General features: G+C 43.4%; 20 protein-coding genes. 12 read left to right on the forward strand and 8 right to left on the reverse strand.

Annotation, left to right across the window (positions count from 1 at the left end; translation table 11 throughout):
- The first annotated feature begins 2 nt into the window (after positions 1-2).
- Genes msbA through kdsB form a run of 4 tightly spaced genes read left to right on the forward strand, consistent with a single transcriptional unit; the run spans position 3 to position 3,709 of the window.
- Positions 3-1,751, forward strand: coding sequence for a lipid A ABC transporter ATP-binding protein/permease MsbA (gene msbA, locus AC2VOY_RS00100; protein ID WP_491831521.1), 1,749 nt, complete (start codon positions 3-5; stop codon positions 1,749-1,751).
- 5 nt (positions 1,752-1,756) lie between these two features.
- Positions 1,757-2,779: a tetraacyldisaccharide 4'-kinase gene (gene lpxK, locus AC2VOY_RS00105; protein WP_491831522.1), complete on the forward strand. Its 1,023-nt coding sequence runs from the start codon at positions 1,757-1,759 to the stop codon at positions 2,777-2,779.
- Positions 2,760-2,939 carry a Trm112 family protein gene (locus tag AC2VOY_RS00110; RefSeq protein ID WP_491831523.1) on the forward strand — a complete coding sequence of 60 codons (180 nt, stop codon included), beginning with the start codon at positions 2,760-2,762 and terminating at the stop codon, positions 2,937-2,939. The genes lpxK and AC2VOY_RS00110 overlap by 20 nt, the downstream gene beginning before the upstream one ends.
- Positions 2,939-3,709: a 3-deoxy-manno-octulosonate cytidylyltransferase gene (kdsB, locus tag AC2VOY_RS00115; protein WP_491831524.1), complete on the forward strand. Its 771-nt coding sequence runs from the start codon at positions 2,939-2,941 to the stop codon at positions 3,707-3,709. Before AC2VOY_RS00110 ends, kdsB begins: the two co-directional genes overlap by 1 nt.
- A gap of 204 nt (positions 3,710-3,913) precedes the next feature.
- Here the strand turns inward: kdsB and AC2VOY_RS00120 are convergent, their stop codons facing one another.
- From AC2VOY_RS00120 to pflB, 6 genes are all read right to left on the reverse strand, one after another.
- Positions 3,914-5,452, reverse strand: coding sequence for a SpoVR family protein (locus AC2VOY_RS00120; RefSeq protein ID WP_491831525.1), 1,539 nt, complete (start codon positions 5,450-5,452; stop codon positions 3,914-3,916).
- Positions 5,449-6,732, reverse strand: a complete 1,284-nt coding sequence (locus AC2VOY_RS00125; protein WP_491831526.1) for a YeaH/YhbH family protein — start codon at positions 6,730-6,732, stop codon at positions 5,449-5,451. Before AC2VOY_RS00125 ends, AC2VOY_RS00120 begins: the two co-directional genes overlap by 4 nt.
- A 213-nt stretch (positions 6,733-6,945) precedes the next feature.
- The gene (locus AC2VOY_RS00130; protein ID WP_491831527.1) at positions 6,946-8,880 is read right to left on the reverse strand and encodes a PrkA family serine protein kinase; all 1,935 of its coding nucleotides are present in this window, start codon (positions 8,878-8,880) and stop codon (positions 6,946-6,948) included.
- A 236-nt stretch (positions 8,881-9,116) separates the two neighbouring features.
- Positions 9,117-9,617 carry a YfbU family protein gene (locus AC2VOY_RS00135; RefSeq protein WP_491831528.1) on the reverse strand — a complete coding sequence of 167 codons (501 nt, stop codon included), beginning with the start codon at positions 9,615-9,617 and terminating at the stop codon, positions 9,117-9,119.
- A 30-nt stretch (positions 9,618-9,647) separates the two neighbouring features.
- Complete coding sequence (gene pflA, locus AC2VOY_RS00140; protein ID WP_491831530.1) at positions 9,648-10,388, reverse strand: pyruvate formate lyase 1-activating protein; 741 nt, start codon at positions 10,386-10,388, stop codon at positions 9,648-9,650.
- A 187-nt stretch (positions 10,389-10,575) separates the two neighbouring features.
- Positions 10,576-12,852, reverse strand: a complete 2,277-nt coding sequence (gene pflB, locus AC2VOY_RS00145) for a formate C-acetyltransferase (protein ID WP_491831531.1) — start codon at positions 12,850-12,852, stop codon at positions 10,576-10,578.
- A gap of 731 nt (positions 12,853-13,583) precedes the next feature.
- Here pflB and AC2VOY_RS00150 point away from each other — a divergent pair.
- The 4 genes from AC2VOY_RS00150 (at position 13,584) to AC2VOY_RS00165 (ending at position 16,870) form a co-directional block, all read left to right on the forward strand.
- Positions 13,584-14,354 (forward strand): ABC transporter ATP-binding protein, encoded by a 771-nt coding sequence (locus AC2VOY_RS00150; protein ID WP_491831532.1) that lies wholly within the window; start codon positions 13,584-13,586, stop codon positions 14,352-14,354.
- Positions 14,355-14,533: 179 nt separating this feature from the next.
- Positions 14,534-15,310 (forward strand): ABC transporter substrate-binding protein, encoded by a 777-nt coding sequence (locus tag AC2VOY_RS00155; RefSeq protein WP_491831533.1) that lies wholly within the window; start codon positions 14,534-14,536, stop codon positions 15,308-15,310.
- 144 nt (positions 15,311-15,454) lie between these two features.
- Positions 15,455-16,189 (forward strand): ABC transporter permease, encoded by a 735-nt coding sequence (locus AC2VOY_RS00160; protein ID WP_491831534.1) that lies wholly within the window; start codon positions 15,455-15,457, stop codon positions 16,187-16,189.
- 3 nt (positions 16,190-16,192) lie between these two features.
- Positions 16,193-16,870 (forward strand): ABC transporter permease, encoded by a 678-nt coding sequence (locus AC2VOY_RS00165; protein ID WP_491831535.1) that lies wholly within the window; start codon positions 16,193-16,195, stop codon positions 16,868-16,870.
- A gap of 120 nt (positions 16,871-16,990) precedes the next feature.
- Here AC2VOY_RS00165 and purR read toward each other — a convergent pair whose 3' ends face one another.
- Together purR and elyC are read right to left on the reverse strand one after the other, a co-directional pair.
- Positions 16,991-18,001: an HTH-type transcriptional repressor PurR gene (purR, locus tag AC2VOY_RS00170; RefSeq protein WP_491831536.1), complete on the reverse strand. Its 1,011-nt coding sequence runs from the start codon at positions 17,999-18,001 to the stop codon at positions 16,991-16,993.
- A 253-nt stretch (positions 18,002-18,254) separates the two neighbouring features.
- Positions 18,255-19,154, reverse strand: coding sequence for an envelope biogenesis factor ElyC (gene elyC, locus AC2VOY_RS00175; RefSeq protein ID WP_491831538.1), 900 nt, complete (start codon positions 19,152-19,154; stop codon positions 18,255-18,257).
- A gap of 187 nt (positions 19,155-19,341) precedes the next feature.
- On the opposite strand from elyC, the gene AC2VOY_RS00180 reads away from it, so the two are divergent.
- The 4 genes from AC2VOY_RS00180 to mukB all read left to right on the forward strand — a co-directional run bounded on the left by AC2VOY_RS00180 (position 19,342) and on the right by mukB (position 26,853).
- Positions 19,342-20,136, forward strand: a complete 795-nt coding sequence (locus tag AC2VOY_RS00180) for a methyltransferase (protein ID WP_491831539.1) — start codon at positions 19,342-19,344, stop codon at positions 20,134-20,136.
- A 186-nt stretch (positions 20,137-20,322) separates the two neighbouring features.
- Entirely contained in the window at positions 20,323-21,660 is a 1,338-nt protein-coding gene (gene mukF, locus AC2VOY_RS00185) for a chromosome partition protein MukF (RefSeq protein WP_491831540.1), read from the forward strand.
- Complete coding sequence (mukE, locus tag AC2VOY_RS00190) at positions 21,641-22,399, forward strand: chromosome partition protein MukE (protein WP_491831542.1); 759 nt, start codon at positions 21,641-21,643, stop codon at positions 22,397-22,399. Before mukF ends, mukE begins: the two co-directional genes overlap by 20 nt.
- Positions 22,396-26,853, forward strand: coding sequence for a chromosome partition protein MukB (gene mukB, locus AC2VOY_RS00195; RefSeq protein ID WP_491831544.1), 4,458 nt, complete (start codon positions 22,396-22,398; stop codon positions 26,851-26,853). The genes mukE and mukB overlap by 4 nt, the downstream gene beginning before the upstream one ends.
- The last annotated feature ends 81 nt before the right edge of the window (positions 26,854-26,934 follow it).

A 26,934-nucleotide genomic window follows, 5' to 3' on the forward strand; every position in this document is an offset into this window, starting at 1 on the left:
TTATGACAACAGAAAGAGACGAGACAACTTATCAAACCTTTAAAAAACTTTGGCCGCTGATTAGCCGCTATAAAAAAGGCTTAGTTGTCGCTGTGGTTGCCCTTGTTATTAACGCAACGACTGATACCTATCTAGTTTCCTTGCTTAAACCTTTACTTGATGAAGGCTTTGGTAATGCTGAGTCTAATTTCCTGCGTACCTTACCTTTCTTGATTTTAGGGCTTATCTTATTACGTGGCGTGACCAGCTTTGTTTCTACCTATTGCTTGAGTTGGGTCTCTGGTAATGTGGTGATGCAGATGCGTCGCAAAATGTTTAACCACTTTATGCAGATGCCAGTGAGCTTTTTTGATCAGCAATCTACTGGTGCGCTGCTTTCGCGGATCACTTATGATTCACAAGAAGTTGCCTCTGCAACCAGTAAGGCATTAGTGAGCTTGGTACGTGAAGGCGCATATATTATTGGCCTGTTGGTTTTGATGTTTTGGAATAGCTGGGAGCTATCACTTGTGCTGCTAGTGATTGGGCCTGTGGTGGCTTGGGCCATTGGATTTGTTTCCAAGCGTTTTCGCGCGATTAGTAAAAATATCCAAAATATGATGGGTGGGGTTTCATCTTCTGCCGAGCAAATGTTAAAAGGACATAAAGTTGTGCTCAGCTATGGCGGTCAAGAGGTTGAATCTAAACGCTTTGATAAAGTCAGTAATAAAATTCGCCAGCATTCAATGAAAATGGTGACTGCGCAGGCGATAGCCAACCCTGCTGTGCAGCTTATTGCATCACTTGCTTTATTTGTGATTTTGTTCTTAGCAAGTTTTGAGTCGATTAAAGCGGATCTCACTCCGGGGACATTCTCTGTAATTTTCTCCGCTATGTTTGCCATGATGCGTCCTTTAAAGTCATTGACTAGTGTGACTTCTGACTTCCAAAAAGGTATGGCCGCAACGCAAACCTTATATGGTTTGATGGAAATGGAAGGTGAGAAAGACACGGGCACTTTTGAAACAGATAAAGTCAAAGGCAATGTTGAAGTCAAAAATGTGACCTTCACGTATCCGACTAAAGAAGCGCCGGCATTGCGCAACATTAGTTTTGATTTACCAGAAGGCAAAACCATTGCACTCGTTGGGCGTTCGGGCTCGGGCAAGAGTACAATAGCGAACCTATTCACGCGTTTCTATGATGTGGATAGTGGTGAAATCTTTGTCGATGGACATGAGATCCGTGACTTTACCTTGTCGAACTTACGCTCTCACTTTGCATTGGTTTCGCAAAATGTACACTTATTTAATGATACGGTAGCCAATAACATCGCTTATGCGGCAACCGATAAGTATAGCCGTGAACAAATTGAACACGCTGCCAAGCTTGCTTATGCTCATGAATTTATTGAAAAAATGCCACAAGGGTATGACACGGTTATTGGCGAAAATGGTGTCAATCTATCTGGTGGTCAACGTCAGCGTTTAGCGATTGCGCGTGCATTACTGCGTGATGCACCAATTTTAATTTTGGATGAAGCAACATCAGCGCTAGATACTGAATCTGAACGTGCGATTCAAGCTGCGCTGGATGAATTGCAGAAAAATAAAACTGCCATTGTGATTGCGCACCGTTTATCCACGATTGAAAGCGCCGATCAAATCTTAGTGGTTGACGAAGGTGAAATTGTTGAACGCGGTACACATAGTGAGTTATTGGCGCTCAATGGTGCCTACGCCCAACTACATAAAATTCAATTTAATAGCTAAGTCTTATGATTGAATCCTTGTGGTTTAAGCAGCCAAATACTTGGCTTGGCAAGTTAGGGCATAAGCTTGCGTTGATTACCCTCTGGCCTTTGAGTCGTTTGTTTGATGCGATTGCGCAAAAACGCCGTCGTGCTTATCAAAGCGGAAAAAAGCCAAGCTATCGCGCAAGTGTGCCGATTGTTGTCGTGGGCAATATTAGTGTAGGCGGCAATGGTAAGACCCCTGTGGTGATTTTTCTTGTCGAAGCGCTACAAGCGTTAGGCTACAAGGTGGGCGTTGTGTCGCGTGGTTATGGCGGCAAGGCGCAATACCCTTTAACGGTAACGCAAATAACAAGCGCCAATCAATCCGGTGATGAGCCACTGCTTATTTTTAAGCGCACTGGCGCAGATGTGGTGGTTGACCCAAATCGTAGCCAAGCGGTGCAAGTTTTGGAAAGCATGGACGTTGATATCGTTATCACAGACGATGGCTTGCAACATTATGCCCTGCAACGCGATATTGAATTGATTGTGATTGATGGTAAACGCCGTTTTGGCAATGGTCATACACTGCCACTCGGCCCGCTGCGCGAGTCAACACAGCGTTTGCAAGAGGTCGATTTTTTGATCACCAATGGCGGCATTGCGCAAGTTGGGGAAATAAGCTTAAGCCTTGCGCCAGATCTCGCCGTTAATCTTATGACAGGTGAGCGTCGTCAAGTGTCCGAGTTGGGCGAATTGGTGGCGATGGCTGGCATTGGGCATCCGCCACGCTTTTTTGATACCTTAACAGCTCTGGATGCTAACTTAGTAGCGACACATCCTTTTGCCGATCATCAAGCTTTTGATATTGATGCGTTAAAAGTGCTCACTCATGCGCCGCAAAATCTAATTATGACAGAAAAAGATGCGGTCAAATGCCAAGGGTTTGCTCAATCTAATTGGTGGTATTTACCCGTTAGTGCTCAGATTAATAGCGCATCGCAACAACAAATTATTGAAAAAATACAAGAGGTTATAAAAGACTATGGATCACCGTCTGCTTGAAATCGTGGCTTGCCCTGTATGCAAGGGAAAGCTAGCTTTAGATAAAGAAAATCAAGAGCTTATTTGTAAGTTTGATCGTCTGGCTTATCCAATTAAAGCAGGCATTCCTGTGATGCTTGAAGTGGAAGCGCGTAAAATGTCGATGGACGAGGGTCGCTAATGAGCTTTACAGTTGTGATCCCCGCGCGCTATCAATCCTCACGTTTGCCTGGCAAACCATTGGCTGATATTGCTGGCAAACCTATGATCCAATGGGTCTATGAAAAAGCCATGCAGACGAGCGCAAGCCAAGTGATTGTGGCAACCGATGACCCGCGAATTGAAAAAGTAGTGCAGGACTTTGGTGGCAAGGTTTGCATGACGCGCGCTGATCATGAATCTGGTACTGAGCGTTTAGCGGAAGTCGTTGAATTACTTGGTTTATCTGATGATGAGATCATTGTAAACGTGCAAGGTGATGAGCCGCTTATTCCTGCAAGCATTATTGAGCAAGTTGCGCAAAATCTCGCCCAAAGCCAAGCGCCGATGGCAACCCTTGCGGTTGAAATTCATGATAAAGAAGAAGCCTTTAATCCGAATGCAGTGAAAGTGATTGCAGATAAAACAGGGCATGCACTTTATTTTAGCCGTGCAACGATTCCTTGGGATCGTGATGCGTTTGCGAGTTTCGCCCAAGGCGCACAAGATGCGAAGCAAGTTGAGATGAAGCAAGCTTTGTGGCGTCATATTGGCATTTACGCGTATCGCGCGGGTTTTATTCAAACTTATATTAATTGGGCGCCAAGTCCGATTGAGAAGATTGAATCTTTAGAGCAGTTACGTGTGCTGTGGCATGGTGAGAAAATCCATGTGGCCCTTGCACTTGAAGCGCCGGCTGCGGGTGTGGATACACCGGAAGATTTGGAAGTAGTACGTCAAATTTTAGGTTAGTTTCAATATTTAAATCAGCATAAGCAACGCATTTTCTTTATGATAAGTGCCTAGTTGCTTATGCTGTAGCATGCCGCAAAGACGCTTAAGGCATCCATGCACGCTCTGATTTGTACATCCCTGTACAAATAATCTTTGCTCTATGCTATCAGCATAACCAACTCTCAGCCTCGAGTGACAACTTCTCAATAACACGCTGAGTTATCAGTACCCCTCATTCTTCAATTCAGGGCAGGTCGCCAAACGTTGCGTTAAGCCTGACTCTTTAAGCTCATCAAGTTTTACTTCAAACCCCCAAAGCCTGTGTAAGTGCTTCATCACTTGCTTATAGCTTGGCGCAAGCGGAATACGATTTTGCGGAATATATTGCAAGGTGAGTGAACGATCGCCGCGCAAATCCACATCAAAGACTTGAATATTCGGCTCTAAATTACTCAAATTATATTGCGCAGCTAAGGTTTCGCGCACCGCTTGATAACCAGATTCATTATGTATTGCATCAATTTGAATATAGTTTTGCAGGTCATCATCGAGCACGCTAAAAAACTTAAAATCTCGAATAAGCTTTGGTGATAAATATTGGCTAATAAAACTCTCATCTTTGAAGTTTTGCATCGCAAAGTGCACCGCCTCAAGCCAATCAGAGCCAGCTAAGTCAGGGAACCAATGTCTATCTTCATCAGTAGGTTTCTCGCAAATTCTACGAATATCACTAAACATGGCAAACCCAAGCGCATAAGGGTTTATTCCTGAATAATAAGGGCTGTTATAGGTTGGCTGCATTACCACGTTGGTATGACTGTGTAAAAACTCAAGCATGAACTTATCAGCCACCACACCTTCATCGTATAAATGGTTTAAAATGGTATAGTGCCAAAAGGTCGCCCAACCCTCATTCATCACCTGAGTTTGTTTTTGAGGGTAAAAATATTGACTGACTTTGCGTACAATGCGTACAATTTCACGCTGCCAAGGCTCAAGCAGCGGGGCGTTCTTCTCGATAAAATAGAGTAGATTTTCTTCAGGCTCAGGTGGGAAGCGTTGGCTAGATTTCTTCTTCTCATCATGATGCTTAGGCAATGTTTTCCAAAGCTCATTGACTTGTGATTGCAGGTACGCCTCGCGCGCTTCTTGGCGTGCTTTTTCTTCAATAATGGAGATCTTTTCAGGGCGTTTATAGCGATCCACGCCATAATTCATCAAGGCATGACAAGAATCGAGGATTTTTTCGACCGCATCCACGCCATATTTTTCTTCGCACTTGGTGATGTATTGGCGCGCAAAAAGAAGATAATCAATAATTGAGCTCGCATCCGTCCAAGTTTGGAATAAATAATTACCTTTGAAAAATGAGTTGTGCCCATAGCAAGCGTGCGCAATCACCAAAGCTTGCATGGTAATGGTGTTTTCTTCCATTAAATAAGCGATACATGGATTAGAGTTAATTACGATTTCATAGGCAAGCCCCATATGCCCATGTTTATAATTACGCTCAGTCTGGATAAACTTCTTACCAAAAGACCAATGATGATAATTGATGGGCATCCCTATACTGGAATAAGCATCCATCATTTGCTCAGAAGTAATCAGCTCAATTTGATTGGGATAAGTATCGAGCTTATAAATCTGCGCAACACGCTTGATCTCTTGATGATATTGCTCAATCAAATCAAAGGTCCACTCTGGCCCTGTAGGGAGTGGCCAATGGTTATCAAGCTTGTCGGCGGTAGTTTGAATAATCATGCCACTTCTCCTTCATGTTGCGCTGCGCTAAATAAAGAGCGGAAGGTGGGAACAATTTCGTCCGCACTTTGCAGGTGTCGCAAGGCAAAATGCTTAAACCTAGATTCAAGTTGGGTGTACTCATGCCACAGCGACTGGTGCGAGCGCTTGGTAATTTCTATATACGCATAATGCTGACATGCAGGGAGAATTGACTCTTCAAGAATTTTTTTACAGCGTGGGGAATCATCCGCCCAGTTGTCACCATCAGAGGCTTGCGCAGCATAAATGTTCCATGCATTGAGCGGATATCTTTCCTTAATAATCTCATCCATCAAGGTGAGGGCGCTAGAGACAATGGTGCCACCGGTTTCTTGGGAGTAAAAGAACTCATGCTCATCGACTTCTTTGGCTTGTGTGTGATGACGAATAAAGACCACATCGACATTTTCATAACGGCGACTCAAGAAAAGGTATAACAATAGATAAAAGCGTTTGGCAATATCTTTGGTCGCTTGATCCATAGATCCAGAAACATCCATCAAGCAAAACATCACGGCTTGGCTCGATGGCACAGGGCGACGTTCATAGTTTTTATAACGTAAATCAAAGCTGTCAATAAAAGGCACAGCAGCAATTTGCGCTCGTAGCGCTTCAATTTCTTCTTGGATCCCTTTGACTTTAAGCTGCTCTAAATCATGAAAGCTTATCTGGTCTAACTCTTCTTCAAGCTCACGCAGACGACGGCGTTTGGACGCTGTCATCGACATGCGACGGGCAAGCGATTGCTGCAAACTGCGCACAATCGCGATGTTAGAAGGCATGCCTGCGGTTTGATAACCAGCGCGGTGGGTTTTCCATTCTTTGACTTTTTGCGCTTGGCGCTTGTTCATATTTGGCAGGGCTAGATCTTCAAAGAGAATTTCGAGATATTCATCCTTGGTAATTTGAAAAATAAAATCATCTTGGCCCTCACCATCAGGACTGGCGTCACCTTCACCACTGCCTTGACCTTGTCCGCCAGCAGGTGGGCGCTCGATTTTATCGCCCGGAACAAATTGGTCGTTACCAGGGTGCACTTGGGTGCGTTTACCGCCTTTGCCTTGATGAAAGACGGGCTCTTCGATATCGCGCACAGGAATACTGACATCTTCGCCCGCATCTGTATTAGTGATGGAGCGTTTATTTGCCGCATGATTAATCGATTCCTTGATTTGATCTTTGTAGCGTCGTAAGAAGCGTTGGCGATTGACGGTACTTTTATTTTTGCCATTGAGACGGCGGTCTATTATTTGAGCCATACAACTTTCCCCCAAAAACTCGTCACTGTGAAGCTATTGATTAGTGAAAGCGCTTCGCTTAGCTAAAGTGAAGTCGCAGCTAAAATGGGCATGATTCCATAAAGACGCTTAAAGCATCCATGCACGCTTTAAAAAGTACATCCATATACTTTTAAACTTTATTCCATCATTGCCCATTTAATCAGCTTTAATCAGTTTGCTTCAGCTTATTGATTAGCTCGATTTGCGAACACGCAAGTACCACTCAGCGAGCAAACGCACTTGTTTCTTGGTGTAGCCTTTCTCCATCATGCGTTCGACAAAATCCTCGTGTTTTTTCTGCTCATCCAAAGATGTTTTGGCGCTAAAGGAAATGACAGGTAATAGCTCCTCAGTATTGGAGAACATTTTCTTCTCAATCACAGTGCGAAGTTTTTCATAACTGGTCCAGACAGGGTTATGGCCTTTGTTATTCGCGCGAGCGCGTAAGACAAAGTTAACGATTTCATTACGAAAATCTTTTGGATTGCTGATCCCTGCGGTTTTCTCTATTTTCTCAAGCTCATCATTTAATGCGCTGCGATCAAAGAGTTGCCCCGTTTCAGGATCGCGATATTCTTGATCTTGAATCCAAAAATCCGCGTAGGTGACATAGCGATCAAAGATATTTTGACCGTACTCAGAGTAAGACTCGAGATAAGCGGTTTGAATTTCTTTGCCAATAAAATCAACATACTTAGGCACTAAATAACCTTTTAAATGTTCTAAATAACGCTCCGCCACATCTTGTGGGAATTGCTCACGCTCGATTTGTTTTTCAATCACATAGAAAAGATGGACAGGGTTGGCGGCAACTTCAGTTTGATCAAAGTTAAACACGCGCGATAGGATTTTAAATGCAAAACGGGTCGAAAGGCCGGACATACCTTCATCAACGCCAGCATAGTCACGATATTCTTGATAGCTTTTGGCTTTTGGATCCGTATCTTTTAACGTTTCGCCATCATAGACGCGCATTTTTGAGTAGATGGAGGAGTTTTCAGGATCTTTTAAGCGTGACAAAATACTAAATTGGGCAAGTGTATCCAGCGTACTTGGCGCGCATGGCACTTTGGAAAGCTCAGAGTTTGCCAAAAGTTTTTGATAGATTTTGATTTCTTCAGAAACACGCAAGCAATAGGGGACTTTTACAATATACACCCTATCTAAAAAGGCTTCGTTGTTTTTGTTATTTCTAAATGTCAGCCATTCAGATTCATTTGAGTGGGCTAAAATCATACCATCAAAAGGCAACGCAGAAAGCCCTTCAGTACCGTTGTAGTTGCCTTCTTGGGTGGCAGTTAACAGAGGGTGGAGCACCTTAATCGGCGCTTTAAACATCTCCACAAACTCCATCAAGCCTTGGTTGGCACGGCAAAGTGCGCCAGAATAGCTGTAAGCATCTGGATCATCTTGCGAGAAGTGTTCGAGTTGGCGAATATCGACTTTACCCACCAATGAGGAAATATCTTGGTTATTTTCATCACCCGGCTCGGTTTTGGCAATCGCACGCTGCTCTAGAATTGATGGACGCACTTTGACGACTTTAAATTTAGTAATATCGCCGCCAAATTCATGCAGGCGTTTGGCTGCCCAGGGTGACATAATGGTGTGTAGATAACGTGGGTTAATGCCATATTCATTAGCAAGCAGTTCACCATCTTCTTCTAAATCAAACAAAGAGAAAGGATGATCATTAACTGGGCTTATCACGCCATTGGCGCTCAGCACATAAATCGGCATTTGTTGCATTAAGGCTTTGAGCTTTTCAGCCAGTGAGGATTTACCCCCCCCAACAGGACCAAGTAAGTATAGAATTTGTTTGCGCTCTTCAAGGCCTTGCGCAGCATGTTTGAGGTAAGAGACGATTTGCTCAATCGCTTCTTCCATGCCATAAAAATGCTCAAAAGGTTTGTAACGGGCAATAACACGGTTTGAAAAAATACGACTTAAACGTGGATCTTGCGCCGTATCGATAATTTCAGGTTCGCCAATTGCCATGAGAAGGCGCTCAGCTGCATTGGCATAAGCGCTTTTATCTTGTTTGCATAACTGTAGAAATTCTTGTAATGAGAGTTCTTCATGCTTCGCCGCTTCATAGCGGGATTGATAATGGTCAAAAATGCTCATGGTCTTCCCCTTATCTGACTTGGGATGCTTGTTTTTTAATCATCCTATCAATTTAAGATTAGTCAGATTTTGAGCTTTTGCTAAATTTTTAATTGATAATGAGAGACTTAATTACATAGATCGCAATTTTTTGACAGATCGCAAAGGTATTAAAAATAAAAAAACCACCTATAAAAAGGTGGCTTAAAATCACTTTGTGGTATGAGTGTGAGATACAATCAATTCATACTTTTGACTTAAGAGGCAAGAATTTGTGCCAACTCAGTGCTAGATAAGTGATATTGACGTGGGCATTGACGCCATGTTGTTAACATGCGGCTATACTTTTCAGTCATAGGAACTTGTGCGTTGAAGTAATGGGTTTCATCAGCAAACTGCGGATACATGCCTTCACTGTCAACTAAGAAGCGCACATAGTTAACCGCTTGATGTTCAGTTGCAATATCAAAACCTAAGAAGGCTAGGCGGCGCTCATCAATGTTCGCTTGATCTGCAGCAGAAAGCATTTTGTATGATTCTTGCATCGCATGATGCATTTCCATCACCTCAATGACACTACGGCACTCGCTTTCAGTGAGTTTACCAAAGTTTTTGTCTAGTTCACGCATTTGCAGGCCATAGCCACGCTCAACAATCATTTGCAGACGCTCATATTGCGCAGCGCTTTCTGGCTCAAGCTTTGCCATGATTTTATATTGATTTGATAAGATCAAACGCTGTGCATTGGTCATTTCCATAATCTAGATTTCCTCACATGTATTCAATTATTAATAGGCAATATTGTTGTGATATTGGCTTAGAATGCCTTTTACCATTTCCATGGTGTCTTTGCTTGGTGGACTAACCCCTTCAAGTGGGTAATCGTGACCCAGCGCTTCCCATTTATGCGCGCCTAATTTGTGATAAGGCAGAAGTTCAATCTTTTCGATATTATCCATATCTTTAATGAACTCACCCAAGCGATGGGCATTGGTTTCATCATCGGTATAACCTGGCACCACCACATAACGGATCCAAGTGGTTTGACCGATTTTATGTAAGTAACGGGCAAAATCTAAGGTGCGCTTATTTGACACGCCAATAAATTCTTGGTGGACCTCATCGTCCATATGCTTAAGATCAAGCATCACAAGATCAGACACTTCTAAGACTTCATCAATCACTTCTGTGTGCTTACGAATATATCCATTGGTATCAAGGCAAGTATGGATGCCTTCAGCGTGCGCTGCACGGAATAAGTCACGCACAAATTCAGGTTGCAGCATAGCTTCGCCACCAGAGCAGGTGATGCCGCCGCCAGATGCATTCATAAAGTGACGATAAGATTTTGCTTCCGTAATAATTTCTTCAACTGAGACTTCCTTACCATCATGAGTGTCCCAAGTATCTCGGTTATGACAATACATGCAGCGCATTAAGCAGCCTTGGGTAAACACGATAAAGCGGATCCCAGGACCATCGACGGTGCCACAGGTTTCATAAGAATGGATGCGACCAGTAGTAGACATAATGTAATCTCTTGCAAAGGCAAAGTAGTGTATCAGATACCCTTAATTTTATTACAAAATAAGGTTTTAAGATAGCTTTCTTTGGTAATTGAATACCACTTAGGAGGGTGTTTTATGATGAAAAAAAGCTCCACCCGAAGGCAGAGCTTACTACTCAATCAATCTAAATTTTAAAGCAATGCTTCAATTATAGAGATTCAGTGAAAGTACGTGCGATAACGTCTTGTTGCTGCTCTTTAGTTAAAGAGTTGAAGCGAACTGCGTAACCAGAAACACGGATTGTTAGCTGAGGATAGTTCTCAGGGTGTTTCACTGCATCTTCTAACGTTTCACGGTTAAGAACGTTCACGTTAAGGTGTTGACCACCTTCGATGCTTGCTTCGTGGTGGAAATAACCATCCATTAGACCAGCAAGGTTAGCACGTTGTTGTGCTTCTTCTTTACCAAGTGCGTTAGGAACGATAGAGAAAGTATAAGAAATACCATCTTGAGCGTCCGCAAACGGTAGTTTAGCAACTGAAGTTAGTGATGCTACAGCACCTTTTTCGTCACGACCGTGCATTGGGTTAGCACCTGGAGCAAATGGCGCGCCAGCACGACGACCGTCAGGTGTGTTACCAGTTTTCTTACCATATACCACGTTTGAAGTGATAGTTAGGATAGATTGTGTTGGGATTGCATCACGGTAAGTTTTTAGCTGACGGATCTTGTTCATGAATACACGTACAAGTTCACAAGCGATGTCATCTACACGTGCGTCGTTGTTACCGAATTTAGGATAATCACCCTCGATTTCGAAATCAACTGCTACGCCGTCTTCGTCACGAACAGGTTTAACTGTTGCGTATTTGATTGCAGATAGTGAGTCAGCTGCAACAGAAAGACCAGCAATACCACAAGCCATTGTACGACGTACGTCACGGTCATGAAGTGCCATTAGCGAAGCTTCATAGCTGTATTTGTCGTGCATGTAGTGGATTGAGTTCAATGCAGTCACGTATTGTTTTGCAAGCCAATCCATGAAGTGGTCCATCTTGTCCCAAAGTTCATCATAGTCAAGAACTTCAGAAGTGATTTTGTCCATTTTAGGACCCACTTGGATTTTAAGCTTCTCATCGATACCACCGTTGATGGTATAAAGCATAGTTTTTGCAAGGTTAGCACGAGCACCGAAGAACTGCATTTGCTTACCAACAACCATTGGAGATACACAACAAGCGATTGCGTAGTCATCAGATTGTAGGTCAGGGCGCATTAGGTCATCGTTTTCATACTGGATAGATGAAGTATCGATAGACACTTTCGCACAGAAGCGTTTGAAGCCGTCAGGTAGTTGCTCAGACCAAAGTACAGTGATGTTTGGCTCTGGGCTTGGACCCATAGTGTATAGGCTGTTTAGGAAACGGAAGTTTGTACGTGTAACAAGTGTACGTCCGTCAAGACCCATACCACCCATAGACTCAGTTGCCCAGATTGGGTCACCAGAGAATAGCTCATCATATTCAGGCGTACGTAGGAAACGAACCATACGTAGTTTCATGACGAAGTGGTCAACCATTTCTTGTGCTTGTTCTTCAGTTAGAAGACCAGCAGCAATATCACGCTCAACATAGATGTCTAGGAAAGTCGAAGTACGACCAAGAGACATAGCTGCGCCGTTTTGAGATTTAACAGCAGCTAGGTAACCGAAGTAAGTCCATTGGATTGCTTCTTGAGCTGTTTCAGCTGGGCGACCGATGTCACAACCATATTTAGCAGCCATTTCTTTGATTTGACCAAGTGCACGATGCTGCTCAGCGATTTCTTCGCGAAGTTGCATAGTTGCAGTTAGGTCTTCGCCATTTTCAAAACGCTCTTGAAGCGAAGTGAATTGTGCGAATTTGTCTTTCATTAAGAAATCAATACCATATAGCGCAACGCGACGGTAATCACCAATGATACGACCACGGCCATATGCATCAGGAAGACCTGTTAGAACGCCAGATTTACGACATTTCATGATGTCAGGAGTATAGATATCGAAAACACCTTGGTTGTGTGTTTTACGGTATTCTGTGTAGATTTTCTTAACTTGAGGATCTAGTTCACGATCGTATGCTTTGCACGAACCTTCAACCATACGAATACCACCATTAGGGATAATCGCACGTTTTAGGGGAGCATCAGTTTGAAGACCAACGATTGTTTCTAAATCTTTTTCGATGTAGCCAGCGTCGTGAGCTGTAATCGTAGAAATGACAGAGGTGTCGAAATCAAGAGGCGCATGAGTTGAGTTCTCAATTTTAATGCCTTCCATTACTTTCGCCCAAAGCTTATTAGTTGCTTCAGTACCCTCAGAAACTAGGAAAGACTCATCACCTTCATAAGGTGTGTAGTTTTTTTGAATGAAATCACGAACGTTTACTTCGTTTTGCCAGTCACCTGCAGCAAAACCTTCCCAAGCTTTAGCAAATTGCTCTGCCATGATAAACCTACCTTTGTAGTAGAAAAAACACATGTTCACAGTACTCTTGATGGCACACGCGAACATACTCTGAAAAATAATTATAGCTATACCCGCTTCTAATGCGAACTTAACAGATAAAGATAACAAACATATTAAAGCTGATAATCTATAGCTATAACTATTCTTACAAATCTATCATCCATGAGAGTAAGAACCTTCTTCTAAACAGCCTTTCAACTAAATTTGAAAGTTTGTTTGTTTCCTTGAACGAGAACAAGAGTAACAACATGATTTAGGAAATGATTTGATCTGGATCATTTTTTCCTGTCTTTTGTAATAAATTAACCTTATATTATTATTCTTTAGAGGTATACGTAAAAAGAAGTATGAAGATACGCTTGTTTTTATGAAATAAAATTACTAAAAGCAGGTTTTTATAGCCTCTGCTTGTATCACTTAACGCTTGATTTTATTGTGGATATTGCACATGTAAGGTTAATTTAATGCTGTCTTATTATTTAAGAGAGTATAGAAAGCTATATAGATGTTGCAAGCGAACAGTGTAAGGCAGAATCGGTATATCAGTCTATGCTTAGATAAGATCAAGCTGCGGCACGGATGTCGCGTTTGATCGTATTAAAAGGAATAAAAAGTTAAAAAACGCAAAATAAGTATTGAATTAAGTTTTATTTCTTATATTATGCATAATTATTCACTAAAAACGATTGCGTCATACAGGGAGTTCGTTTATGCCACAGTCCCCAGCATTAGAAATTAATGACTTACATAAAACATTCGGTGAGAATCAAGTCTTAAAAGGGATCTCACTTTCTGCAAATAAAGGGGATGTGATTTCTATCATTGGCTCTTCTGGTTCAGGAAAAAGTACCTTTCTACGTTGTATCAACTTGCTTGAAACCCCAACATCAGGCGATATCATTGTTGATGGTGAGCTGATTGAAATGAAACAAGACAAGAAGCTTGGCGCATTACCTGCCAATCCAAAGCAAGTGCAACGCATTCGTTCTCGTCTTGCGATGGTTTTCCAAAGTTTTAACTTGTGGTCGCATCTAACTGTTTTAGAAAATGTGATTGAAGCGCCAATTCATGTTTTAGGCGTACCACGCGCACAAGCAATTGAAAATGCAGAGTTGCTTTTGAAAAAAGTTGGCCTTTATGAACGTAAGAATCATTATCCTGGGCACTTGTCTGGTGGCCAGCAACAACGCGCTGCGATTGCGCGTGCGCTAGCGGTTGATCCTGAAGTGATGCTTTTTGATGAGCCAACCTCTGCGCTTGACCCTGAGCTTGTGGGTGAAGTGCTTGGCGTTATGCGTGATTTGGCAGAAGAAGGGCGCACCATGCTTGTAGTGACCCATGAAATGGCATTTGCGCGTGATGTATCAAGTAAAGTGATGTTTTTACACCAAGGTTTAGTGGAAGAGCAAGGCGCGCCAGAAGAGCTATTTAATAACCCGAAATCTGAGCGTTTAAAACAATTTATCTCGTCCGTTTATTAATTCATATTTATGCATAAATAATCTGTGATATAAGATGAGTAATTATAAGTAAATAAATGGCTTACGGATAATCACTTGCTATTTAGGTGTTATTTTATTACAACATTAAATACTCAACATAAAGATTGAGTGAAATTTATAAAAAAGAACAACACAACAATTACCTTAAGGAGTTCACAATGAAAAAATGGATTTTAGCTGCAGCCGTAGCATCAACGCTGGTTTCGGGCATGAGCATGGCAAAAGAGTGGAAAACGATTCGCTTTGGTGTGGAAGGCGCTTACCCTCCGTTTAGCAAAACAGAAACTGATGGCAGTGTAACAGGCTTTGATGTGGATATTGCAAACGCGCTGTGTAAGCAAATGGAAGCAGAATGTAAGATTGTTCCACAAGATTGGGATGGCATGATCCCATCACTGCTTGCGCGTAAATTTGACGGTATCATCGCTGCGATGTCGATTACCGAAGAGCGTAAAACTAAAGTTGATTTCACAAACAAATATGCTTTGGTACCAAACAAGTATATCGCGAAAAAAGATGCCAATCTTGACTTCACAGAAGAAGGTATGAAAGGCATGAAAATCGGTGTGCAACGTGCAACTACGCATGATAAATACCTAACAGACACTTATGGCGACAATGTTGAAGTAGTACGTTACGGCACATTCGATGAAGCATATCTTGATCTTGCAAACGGTCGTATCCAAGCTGTCCTTGGTGATGCATCAGCACTACAAAGTGGTGTATTAGATAAAGAAGGCGGCGAAGGTTACGAGTTTGTTGGTCCATCACTGACAGATCCTAAATGGTTTGGTGAAGGTTTCGGTATTGCAACGCGTAAGCAAGATAAAGACTTAACAGAGCAGTTAAATAAAGCAATCGAAGCGATCCGTGCTGACGGTACTTATGATGAGATTGCGAAAAAATACTTTAGCTATGATGTTTATGGTGACTAAACCTTGCTGACCATCAAGTTTTAATATTTGGTGAGCAAAGCAAACTGCCGCAGTGTTTTTTACTTCTGTGGCAGGATAAAGGATCTAGATCTTAGGATTTAGATCCTTACATACTCATGTAATATAATAAAAATTATTTTAAATATGTTAGATTTTCTACAAGGCTATGAAGCCTCGATTTTAAAAGGCGCTTGGGTCACAGTTGAAGTGGCGTTAGTTTCGCTTGTGCTTGCCGTTTTGTTTGGCCTATTGGGCGCGGTGGCAAAAATGTCTTCCAATCGCTGTTTGCGAATGGTTGCCACAACCTATACGACAATTATTCGTGGTATCCCCGATCTTGTGCTGATGATGCTGATCTTCTTTGGCGGTCAAGTCATGCTCAACAATAGCTTATACAGTTTAAATGAAACCTTTAATGCTTGGTTTTCTACCCCAGATAATTATGTTCAATACCTTCCAGATTATATAGACGTTAGCCCTTATGCGGCTGGTGTGTTAACCCTTGGCTTTATTTTCGGTGCTTATATGGCCGAAACCTTTCGTGGTGCGATGCTTGCGGTTGATCGCGGCGAACTTGAAGCGGCTACTGCTTATGGCATGTCCCCTTGGCAACGCTTTCACCGTGTGATGTTTCCACAAATGGTACGTCACGCACTGCCTGGCTTTGGTAATAACTGGCTGGTGCTACTTAAAACCACAGCTTTAGTTTCAATTATTGGCCTTGAAGACATGGTTCGAACTGGCGCACTCGCAGCAGGTTCTACCAAGATGCCGTTTACTTTTTATATGACGGTGGCGGTGATTTTCTTATTTTTCACCAGTATATCAACTGCGCTTTTGAAAGTCCTTGAGCGTAAATATGCGATCGCAGGAAGGTAGGTGATGGATTTTTCAGTAATTATTGATAGCTTACCGCTTTATGTGAGTGGCATGTGGACCACGCTTTGGCTGGTGGCCGTTTCCCTCGTGATTGGTTTAGTCCTTGCGGTTCCGACGGCGCTGGCGCGTGACAGTCGCTTTATGCCGGTTCGTTTGGTCAGTTGGAGTTATAGTTATTTCTTTCGTGGCACGCCACTTTTGATTCAGCTTTACCTTATTTATTATGGGATGGATCAGTTTGTTGCGGTGAAGGGCACTTTATGGGAAAACGCTTGGTTCTGCGCTATTGTTGCATTCTCGCTTAATACAGGGGCTTATACCTCAGAAATTATTCGCGGCGCGATTGCTGGCCTGCCAAGTGGTGAAGTGGAAGCTGCAAAAGCTTATGGGATGACGCCATTTAAGACGTATACGCGTATTATTTTGCCAAGTGCATTGCGTCGCGCACTGCCTGCATACAGTAATGAAGTTATATTTATGCTGCACGGCTCAGCGATTGCAGGGATTGTCACCATTTTAGACTTAACCGGTGTGGCACGTTTGGTTAACTCGCGTTATTACGCACCGTTTGAGGCTTACTTAACGGCTGGCTTATTCTATATGATCTTAAGTATGAGCTTGATTTGGCTATTTAAGCGCGCTGAAACGAAACTGCTCGCACATATGCGTCCCGTGGCTTAAGTTTAACTCAATACTATATATTTAGAAGGCGTCCTTGAGGCGTCTTTTTTGTTTATATGTTCCAATAAAAAAAGGTACAGCGAATCACTGTACCTTCTTCTTTATCAAGTAAACTTGTTTTTACTTAGCGTTTAAATCTTTCACCGATGCACGCTCAACCAACTCAGGTTGCATTTCAAACGTGCGTGGCTCGTGATCTTTATCTTTAATACGCGCCAGCAAAATCTCAAGCGCAGTTTTACCCGCGCGACGTTTTGGTTGGTGAATCGTTGTCAGCGGTGGCGAGAAATAAGGCGTTAAATCGATATTGTCATAGCCAATCACAGAAATATCTTCTGGTATGCGGATGCCGGCTTGCTGTAAACGACTCATCAGGCCCATTGCCATAATGTCGTTAAAACAGAAAATCGCAGTAGGTCGCTCCTTCATTGCAATGATTTTTTCAGCAGCAATCACAGCCGTATCACATTCAAAGTTACCTTCTAAAATCCAATCTTGGTTAAATTCTAGATTTGCTTCTTCATGCGCACGCTTAAAGCCACGAATACGCTCAATACATGCCACTTTATCAAAGTGACCACTCAGGCATGCAATCTTAGTATGACCCTTTTCAATCAGATACTTAGTTGCTAGATAGCCGCCTTCTTCTGAATTATCAATGATCTTATCCGCTTTTGAGTTCTCAGGGCCCCAGTCCATAATTACTTTTGGAATATCTGGGTGGGCATCAAGCATCTTGCAAAGATCTTCTGTTAAATCTGAGCACATCACAAGCAAACCATCGACACGTTTGCCTGCAAGCATACGGATATAGTCACGTTGCTTTTCAAAAATGCCGCCAGTATTACACAAAATCAAAGTGTAACCTTGACGATAGCAATAGCTCTCAACGCCATCGATCACTTCCGCAAAAAAAGGGTTATTGGATTGGGTCACTAACATGCCAATCGTGCTTGTCGTATTACATTTTAAGCTACGCGCCACAGCGCTCGGTGCATAATTTAATTCTTCAACAGCATCCATCACTTTTTTCTGTGTGGTTTCTGCGACGAAACGAGTTTTGTTAATCACGTGAGAAACGGTTGTGGTGGACACACCAGCAATGCGCGCGACATCTTTAATTGTTGCCATAAATAATCCTCATACCAATACATCTAGGCTAGATGTGGGATCAGTATGTTTAAAGTATAAGAAATTATGAAAGCACAGCCGCACTTGTTTAAGACAATGAGTAGTAAAAGTTACTTATCAGAAAAGAAAATACCGCCCAAGATTAGAGCGGTATGGCTAGCTTTCAATTAAGAAGCGTATATTAATGGGAAAAAGTCGATAAAACAATTATTTTCTGTGACTTTTATCACAATGCAAACGATTTCGTGGTGATTTATTGTGCCACTTCCTCTGAAGTGTTTGAATCAGGAGCGATTTGTTCTGTCACCTGATTTTGCTCGGTTGGCGTATCCATGACTGCCTCTTGTGATTCATCCGCCATCGGAGTTGCTTGCATGCTTTCTGTGTTATCGAGCGAGACATCACCACGAATATTTGACCACCAACGGCCGAGCTGCTCATACCAAAAACGTTCACTTTGTTCTAAATATTTAGCTTTCAGGGAATATTTCTCCCAAGGCTGCTGGATATTGGTATGTGCAAGGTAGTTGGTTGGCGCTGGAATAGGATCAAGCCCTGCGTCTTTAAACTCCATCATCGCGCGCGGCATGTGACTGGCCGAGGTCACTAAAACAAGACTTTTATCTTTGACATATAGCGCTGCTTGTCGGGCTTCTTCGTAGGTATCTTTTGGCGTTTCCAACAAGACAATTGAAGACTTTGAGACCCCAAGAGAGAGCGCAATATTAGCCATCACGCGGGCATTACTCAGCTCACTACCATTGGCATAGCCAGATAAAATCAGCTTGGAATTTGGATACATACGTAAGATACGTATCCCTTCAACGAGTCGCATTAAGCCTGAACGTGAGATTTCTGAAGTGATAGGCAATTCATCATCCAGCACGTGTCCACTGCCCATTACCATAATAAAATCAACTGGTTTTTCAACAGGTAAAAAACCGCGATATTCACGTTCAGTCGGCATTAAAAGGTTAGATGAAACAGGTTGAAATGAGAGCAGAAAAAATCCGAGTAAACAGCTAAAAGTAAGGCTGACACCTATGCGACGAAAGCGACTAAAAGTGATCAGCCAAAGTCCGATAAAGCCTATGATAAGTAACAAGGGTATAGGCATGATCAAAGAGGCAAAAACTTTTTTAAGTTCAAACATGGATGAGTATTCCTAAAGGGAGTAATGAAAGGTTTTTGAGCGCAATAAAGTCGCTAATATAGCATGAAAAATAATGTTTTTGTGACACTGATTGTATAGAATAATGCGTTTTGAGACGCGATCTAGCAATAAAAGCTCCTTTTATAACAAAAATGCGCGTCGCTTTGTTCAAATTGCCGAGGATAAAATGACCCAAGCTCCCCAAGATAGAAACTTTGACGGCATTGCTCAAAAGTTTGCCCAAAATATCTATGGATCCGATAAAGGTGACATCAGACAAAGTATCCTCTGGCAAGATTTAACCCCAGTATTAGAATCCCTAAGCCAAGCAAAAGGGCAGCAGGCCTTGCATGTGCTCGATGCGGGAGGCGGCTTAGCCCAAATGTCACAGTTAATTGCAAAACTTGGGCATCAAGTGCATTTGTGCGATTTATCGAGTGAGATGCTTGCGTTGGCATCACAAGAAATTGAGCGTCAAGGCTTAACTTCCCAATACAGTATCACGAATTGCGCGATTCAAGACTTGCCGGCTCAGGCGATCAATAAAGCAGATTTGATTTTATTTCATGCTGTCATGGAGTGGCTTGCCGATCCGCGCGCTGTGCTTGAGCATTTGATTAAGCATATGCAACCTCACGCAATTATCTCAGTGCTTTTTTATAATCAACATGGCTTAGTGATGAAAAATATTCGCTGTGGCAATTTGCCGCATATTTTAGCCGGAATGCCGCATAAAAAACGTTTTAAGCTTCAACCGACGCAAGGTTTATATCCAGAAGATGTATTGTCTTGGCTTGATGCCAATGAATTAACTTTACTCGGTAAATCAGGGGTGCGCTGCGTCAGTGATTATATTGGCGATCAAAAATATATGGGCGATTACACCGAGCAAGATGTGTTGGCGCTTGAGCAGCAACTTTGTCGACAAGAACCTTATGCTTCCCTTGGACGTTACATGCATTTATGGGCGCAAAAGGCGTAAAAAATGACCACTTAAACTGATTTTTTACCCAAGTTTTACATTCATACGAATTTGCAGTAAAAAAGAAACTCGACTCGTGCTAGAGTGACAGGGTTTAATGAATTTATCCCTTAGTTGAGCGGGCAAGTAAGCGCCTCACCTAAGTAGACTGCAACCAAAGCAGAATCAAGAAAGACAGGAAAAACAATGCATGAAATAACACCCACTTTATCTGAGCAACCTATAGATGAGTTGGTCACTTGGGTGAAGCAAAATGATTTCTCATTGAACCTCTCCCCTGAGCGTTTGGCATTTTTGATTGCCATTGCGGTGCTCAGTGCGGAAAGCTTTGATGAAGAATTAGGCGAAGGAGAGCTACATGATGCATTTGCAATTGTGAGCAAGCTTTTTCCCGACACGGCAGGGCCATCCGCCTTTCGCGCTAATAATGCAATCAATGACTTAGTGAGCTCACGTTTGATGAGCCGTTTTGTCAGTGAAGTCACGGAAGGGGCGAGTATTTATCGTTTATCCCCACTTGGGATGGCGATCAGTGATTATTATGTGCGCCACCGTGAATTTTCTAAACTCAAACTCTCGATCCAACTTTCCATGCTTGCCGATGAAATGAGCAAAGCGGTGAATGCTGCGCAAGTGGCGAACACGGTAGAAGATTGGCGTAAGAATGTTTATGGCGTGCTGAAATACTCAGTTGGCGAGATTTTTGATCGCATCGATTTAAACCAACGCGTGATGGATGAGCAGCAGCAAGAGGTGAAAACCCAAATTGCTGAGCTGTTAAATCAAGGTTGGCGTGAAGCGATTTCAAACTGTGAGCAGCTCTTAAGTGAAACCTCAGACACCTTGCGCGAGTTGCACGACACACTGCAAGCGGCAGGCGATGACTTACAGACGCAAATTATTGATATTCAGCAGATCATTTATCATCAAAGTGAGCTCGAGTTTATTGATAGTTTGCTGTTTTCACTGCAAATGAAGCTAGATCGGATCACAAGTTGGGGCCAGCAAACGATAGATTTATGGATTGGCTATGATCGCCACGTGCATAAGTTTATTCGTACCGCTATCGATATGGATCAAAACCGAGCCTTTAGTCAGCGTCTGCGTCAATCGGTGAAAGATTATTTCGATATGCCTTGGTATCTCACTTACGCCAGCGCAGACAGACTGCTGGATATGCGTGATGAAGCCATGGTGCTGCGCAATGATGAAGTCACAGGTCAGCTTCCAAGCGCCCTTGAGTTTGAATCCATTGACAGGGTGCATGATGAGCTCAATGAGCGCATTGCTGCCATGCTCACGGTGCACAAAGAAACCGGTGAGCCAATTGATTTAGCCTGCCTCTTACGTGATTATCTTGCGCAACACGAACAAGCACAACATTTTGATCTCACTAGAATATTAATTGATAACGCGGTCAAACTGGGTTATAGCGAAGCGGATTACCGCGCAATTCAGCCAAACTGGCAAGCAATTAATGATTTTGGTGCAAAGGTACAAGCAAATGTCATCGACAAATACTGATTTTGAATTTTCTAAACGTCTAGCCAAAGCGATTGCAAACCCGCTATTTCCGGCGCTAGATAGCCAATTACGCGCAGGTCGCCATATTTCTATCGATGATATGGATAATCATGCACTGTTAAGTGATTTTGAGAACGAGCTGTCAAATTTTTATCAAAGATATAACGTGGAGTTGGTGCGTGCGCCAGAAGGTTTCTTCTATTTACGTCCACGTTCGACCTCGCACATTCGCCGCAGCGTTTTATCTGAAATGGATATGCTAGTCGGCAAGGTATTGTGTTATTTATACCTTAGCCCTGAGCGTTTAGCTCACGAAGGTATTTTTACCAATCAAGAGCTATATGAAGAGCTGCTGACTCTGTGTGATGAACCTAAGCTGATGAAACTTGTGACCAATCGCGCCACAGGTTCGGACTTAGATAAAGAAAAGCTATTTGAGAAAGTGCGCGCTGCATTGCGCCGTTTACGCTCGATTGGGATGATTTTACCGGTCGGTGAAGATGGCAAGTTTCGCATCAGTGAAGCGGTTTTTCGTTTCGGCGCCGATGTGCGTGTGGGCGATGATGCGAAAGCTGCGCAATTACGCCTTATTCGTGATGGTGAAGCCGTGGTGCATACCGAAGCGCCAACCCAAAATAGCTTGGACTTAGCAGATCAAGCAAGCGATGCTGAAGATGAAGATCTTGAGCAAGATGAGACAAATCAAGAGACAAACGCAAATCAAGCAGGTGAGTTATGATCGCGCGCGGTAAATATCAATCTTTAACTATGGTCAATTGGAATGGCTTTTTTGCGCGAACCTTTGACATTGATAACTTAGTCACAACCTTATCTGGCGGTAACGGCGCAGGTAAATCCACCACCATGGCGGCATTTATCACCGCGCTTATTCCCGATCAAAGCTTGCTTCATTTCCGTAATACTACCGAAGCGGGCAGCTCAAGCGCATCGCGCGATAAGGGCCTGTTTGGTAAGCTTCAGCCAGGCACTTGTTATGCTAGTTTAGATATCGTCAACTCACGCAATCAGCGTTTAATTTTTGCGGTGAAACTACAACAAGTGGCAGGGCGTGATAAGAAAGTCGACATCAAACCTTTCTTAATCCAAGGTCTGCCAAGTGAGGTCAAACCGACGCAAGTGTTTGTCGAAACTTTATCTGATACGGCGGCGCGCGTGCGTCCACTCGATGAGCTCAAGCAATCCCTTGAAAGCTACCCAGAAGTTCAATTTAAGACATTTAACTCGGTCACTGATTATCACAGCCTGATGTTTGATATGGGCGTGTTGCCGAAGAAATTGCGTAACACCAGTGACAGATCAAAATTCTATCGCTTGATTGAAGCCTCGCTATACGGCGGGATCTCAAGTGCGATCACCCGTTCATTACGTGATTACTTATTGCCGCAAAATGGCGGGGTAAAAAAAGCTTTCCAAGATATGGAATCTGCGCTGCGTGAAAACCGCATGACACTTGAAGCGATTAAAACCACCCAAGCTGATCGTGATCTTTTCAAACATTTGATTTTAGAATCAACCAACTATGTGGCGGCGGATTATATGCGCCACGCCAATGAACGACGCATCAAGCTTGAGCAAACCTTGGCACTGCGCAGTGAGTTAATGCAGTCACGCAGCCAATTGATCAGTCAAAATAATCTGATTAATGAGCTGACCCAAGCCTTGTCTGAGCTGACAGAACAAGAGTCGAGTCTTGAGCAAGATCACCAAGGCGCAGCGGATCACTTCCAATTGGTGCAAAATGCCTTGCGCCAGCAAGAAAAAATCACTCGTTATCAAGATGATCTCGATGAGCTTTCTGAGCGTTTAGAAGAGCAAATCATGGTGGTCGAAGAGGCAAGTGAGCAGGTGGAAGAAGCCAGCGAACAAGCCATGCTGTTTGAAGATGAAGTGGATAGTTTAAAATCGCAATTAGCCGACTATCAGCAAGCATTGGATGTGCAGCAAACTCGCGCTTTGCAATATAACCAAGCGATCAGCGCTTTGGAAAAAGCGAAAACCTTAATTGCGGATGATACGCTAAGTGTTGACAATGTTAGCGCGAAAATGAGCGAGCTTGAAGCTTCGCAAAACGCGGCGACAGAGCAAGTATTAAGCCTTAAACATAAGCTTGATATGGTGTCAAAAGTTAGCCAGCAGTTTGAAACCGCGTTTGAGTTGGTGAAACAAATTGCGCCGACAGCAAGTCGTGACAATGCCGCGGCAGAGGCCAAAGCACTACTTGAAAAATTCCAAGTGGCGAAACAGTGGCAGCAAAATGAAAGCCAATGGCGCGCCCAGCATAAAGACTTGAGCCGTCAACTGGCAGAGCAAGACAAAGCCCAAGCATTACTTCGCACTTACGCTCAAGATCATCAGCAAATTATTGATAGCCAAGACACGCTTGAACTTGAACAAGAACGTTTACAAGAAGTGAGCGAAACCTTAGCCCAGTCGCTTGAGCAAGCCCGTGACAAGCAGGGCGATCTAAAGCGCGCGCAAGCGGATTTAAATCAGCAAATTAATGAGCTATCAAAAATTGCCCCAAGTTGGATCCAAGCTAGCGAAGCATTAGAGCAATTGCGTGAGCAAAGTGGCGCTGAGCTTTTAGATAGCCAAAGCGTGATGAGCCAAATGCAGCTGATCCTTGAAGAGGAAAAACAGCTCACCGCTGCGCAAGCGACTTTAGGTCAAAAACGCACGGAATTAGATCAAGAAATTGATCGCCTTGCATCGCCATCTGGCGTCTCGGATCCGCGTTTAAAATCTCTAGCCGATACTCTTGGCGGCGTGCTGTTATCTGAAATTTATGATGACATTACAATTGATGATGCGCCATATTTTAGCGCCATGTATGGCCCTGCGCGTCACGGTATTGTGGTGTCTGATCTTGACGGCATTGAAGAGAAACTTTCAAGCCTTGATGATTGCCCAGATGATGTGTATATCATTGAAGGGGATGTGGATGCATTTGATGACAGCAGCTTTAATGCGAGTGAAATCGAAGGCGCCGTGTGTGTACGTTTAAATGAGCGTCAAATTCGTTATTCACGTCTGCCACAAATTCCTTTGTTTGGCCGCGCGGCGCGTGAAGATCGCTTAGCCTTATTGCGTGATGAGCGTGAGCAAGTCCAAGAGTCGTATGCCAAAGCTTCCTTTGACGCGCAAAAGCAGCAGCGTTTATATCAAAGCTTTAATCAGTTTGTTTCCAAGCATATTCAAATTGCCTTTATTGCCGATCCTGAAGCGCAAATTAAAACCGCGCGTGATGCATTGAGCCAAAACCAAGCGCAAGTGAGTAAGGTCAGCGAGAAAATTGAGCAAATCCGTAGCCAAATTAGCAGCACGCAACAAGGTCTAAATCAGCTTGGTCAATTGGCAAGTCTTATCCACTTGGTGGAAGATGATACCATTGGCGCGCGTTTGGATGAGCTAAATGAGAAATTAGCTGAGTATGAAACCTATCAAGTGTATCTGCAAAATCATCAGCGTCAGCTTGAAAAACTCGCGCCGATTGTGCAAGCACTGGATGCGGATCCGCAAGCATTTAGCAGCATTGAAGCAGCATATAAAGAAGCGGATCAGTCGCTGCAACAAATCAAAACTAGCTTGTTTGCTTTGTCTGATGTGTATGAGCGTCGTCATCACTTTACTTACCTTGACTCGATTGACTTGGTCAATAAGAGCAGTGAGTTAAGTGAGCAGCTAAAAGCTAAGCTTGCCGCCGCCGAAGTGAAAAAACAAAGCACCCGCGCAAGTTTAAAACAAGCGCAAATGAAGTTTGGTGAGTACAACCAAGTGTTGGCATCGCTTAAATCTTCTTATCAAGCTAAGCAAGAGACAGTGCAAGAGTTCCGTCAAGAGCTCGTAGCCTATGGGATCAGCGTTTCAGAAGATGCGTTAGAGCAAGCGCAAATGCGCAAAGATGCTTTGTATGAGCGCTTGAGCCAAAATCGTAATCAAAAACGCGACCATGAACGCACATTGACTGCGACAGAGCTTGAGGTGAAAACCCTTGCCAAGCGTGTGAAGAAGGTTCAAAAAGATTACCAAGCGTTGCGCACTTATGTGGTCAATGCCAAAGCTGGCTGGTGCTCAGTGTTGAAACTGGCGCGAGATCATGATGTCGAGCGTCGTTTGCATCGCCGTGAACTGGCGTACCTTTCTGATAATGAGCTACGCTCCATGTCGGATAAAGCGCTCGGTGCACTGCGTATTGCGGTCGCGGATAACGAAACCTTACGTGACGCATTACGCGGCTCTGAAGATGCAGCCTATCCTGAACGTAAAGTGCTGTTTTATATTGCCGTTTATCAGCATCTACGTGAGCGAATTCGCCAAGATATTATCCATACCAATGATCCAGTCGAAGCGATCGAAGAGATGGAAGTGGAGCTGGCGCGTTTAACCGAAGAGCTATCTATGCGTGAAAATCGCTTGGCAATGAGCTCAAAATCGGTCGCGAGCATCATCGAGAAAACTATCTTACGTGAGCAAAATCGCATCCGTATGCTCAACCAAGGCTTGTCGAATATCTCGTTCGGACAAGTGCGCGGTGTGCGCTTGAATGTGAATGTGCGCCAAAGCCATGAAACCTTATTGGCTGGCTTGCAACAAGAGCAAGAGCATCAAGATTTATTTGATAATGCGAACCTGACCTTCTCTGAAGCGATGGCGAAACTCTTCCAACGTGTGAACCCGCATATTGATATGGGACAACGTTCGGCGCAAGTGCTAGGTGAAGAGCTACTTGATTATCGTAACTATCTTGAGCTGAGCATTGAGGTGAACCGTGGCAGCGAAGGCTGGCTTCAAGCTGAATCTGGCGCATTGTCAACGGGTGAGGCGATTGGTACCGGTCAGTCTATCTTGCTGATGGTGGTGCAAAGCTGGGAAGAAGAGTCACGTCGTCTGCGCAGTAAAGACATAGTGCCTTGTCGCTTGCTCTTCTTAGATGAAGCGGCGCGTTTGGATACCAAATCGATAAACACCTTGTTTGAATTGTGTGAGCGTTTGGACATGCAACTTCTGATTGCAGCGCCTGAGAATATCAGTCCAGAGCGTGGCACAACCTATAAGCTCGTGCGTAAAATCTTTAAAGATCATGAGCATGTGCATGTGGTTGGCTTAAAAGGCTTTGGTCAAGCCCCAGTCAATGCATTGGAAGATACTAGCTCGGAAGTTGAAGCGAGTTAATCAAGACAGGTTAAGCTTGGCTCAAATTTGGGCCAAGTTTCACTAAAAATGCCCAAGTCTAAAAGCGTGATGCTTTCTTCG

The sequence above is a fragment of the Vibrio sp. KMM 9700 genome (genome assembly GCF_058545285.1).

Excerpts from the sequence above, each read along its gene's own strand:
- msbA (WP_491831521.1), top strand. The coding sequence starts at position 3 with ATGACAACAGAAAGAGACGAGACAACTTATCAAACCTTTAAAAAACTT.
- lpxK (WP_491831522.1), top strand. The coding sequence starts at position 1,757 with ATGATTGAATCCTTGTGGTTTAAGCAGCCAAATACTTGGCTTGGCAAG.
- AC2VOY_RS00110 (WP_491831523.1), top strand. The coding sequence starts at position 2,760 with ATGGATCACCGTCTGCTTGAAATCGTGGCTTGCCCTGTATGCAAGGGA.
- kdsB (WP_491831524.1), top strand. The coding sequence starts at position 2,939 with ATGAGCTTTACAGTTGTGATCCCCGCGCGCTATCAATCCTCACGTTTG.
- AC2VOY_RS00120 (WP_491831525.1), bottom strand. The coding sequence starts at position 5,452 with ATGATTATTCAAACTACCGCCGACAAGCTTGATAACCATTGGCCACTC.
- AC2VOY_RS00125 (WP_491831526.1), bottom strand. The coding sequence starts at position 6,732 with ATGGCTCAAATAATAGACCGCCGTCTCAATGGCAAAAATAAAAGTACC.
- AC2VOY_RS00130 (WP_491831527.1), bottom strand. The coding sequence starts at position 8,880 with ATGAGCATTTTTGACCATTATCAATCCCGCTATGAAGCGGCGAAGCAT.
- AC2VOY_RS00135 (WP_491831528.1), bottom strand. The coding sequence starts at position 9,617 with ATGGAAATGACCAATGCACAGCGTTTGATCTTATCAAATCAATATAAA.
- pflA (WP_491831530.1), bottom strand. The coding sequence starts at position 10,388 with ATGTCTACTACTGGTCGCATCCATTCTTATGAAACCTGTGGCACCGTC.
- pflB (WP_491831531.1), bottom strand. The coding sequence starts at position 12,852 with ATGGCAGAGCAATTTGCTAAAGCTTGGGAAGGTTTTGCTGCAGGTGAC.
- AC2VOY_RS00150 (WP_491831532.1), top strand. The coding sequence starts at position 13,584 with ATGCCACAGTCCCCAGCATTAGAAATTAATGACTTACATAAAACATTC.
- AC2VOY_RS00155 (WP_491831533.1), top strand. The coding sequence starts at position 14,534 with ATGAAAAAATGGATTTTAGCTGCAGCCGTAGCATCAACGCTGGTTTCG.
- AC2VOY_RS00160 (WP_491831534.1), top strand. The coding sequence starts at position 15,455 with ATGTTAGATTTTCTACAAGGCTATGAAGCCTCGATTTTAAAAGGCGCT.
- AC2VOY_RS00165 (WP_491831535.1), top strand. The coding sequence starts at position 16,193 with ATGGATTTTTCAGTAATTATTGATAGCTTACCGCTTTATGTGAGTGGC.
- purR (WP_491831536.1), bottom strand. The coding sequence starts at position 18,001 with ATGGCAACAATTAAAGATGTCGCGCGCATTGCTGGTGTGTCCACCACA.
- elyC (WP_491831538.1), bottom strand. The coding sequence starts at position 19,154 with ATGTTTGAACTTAAAAAAGTTTTTGCCTCTTTGATCATGCCTATACCC.
- AC2VOY_RS00180 (WP_491831539.1), top strand. The coding sequence starts at position 19,342 with ATGACCCAAGCTCCCCAAGATAGAAACTTTGACGGCATTGCTCAAAAG.
- mukF (WP_491831540.1), top strand. The coding sequence starts at position 20,323 with ATGCATGAAATAACACCCACTTTATCTGAGCAACCTATAGATGAGTTG.
- mukE (WP_491831542.1), top strand. The coding sequence starts at position 21,641 with ATGTCATCGACAAATACTGATTTTGAATTTTCTAAACGTCTAGCCAAA.
- mukB (WP_491831544.1), top strand. The coding sequence starts at position 22,396 with ATGATCGCGCGCGGTAAATATCAATCTTTAACTATGGTCAATTGGAAT.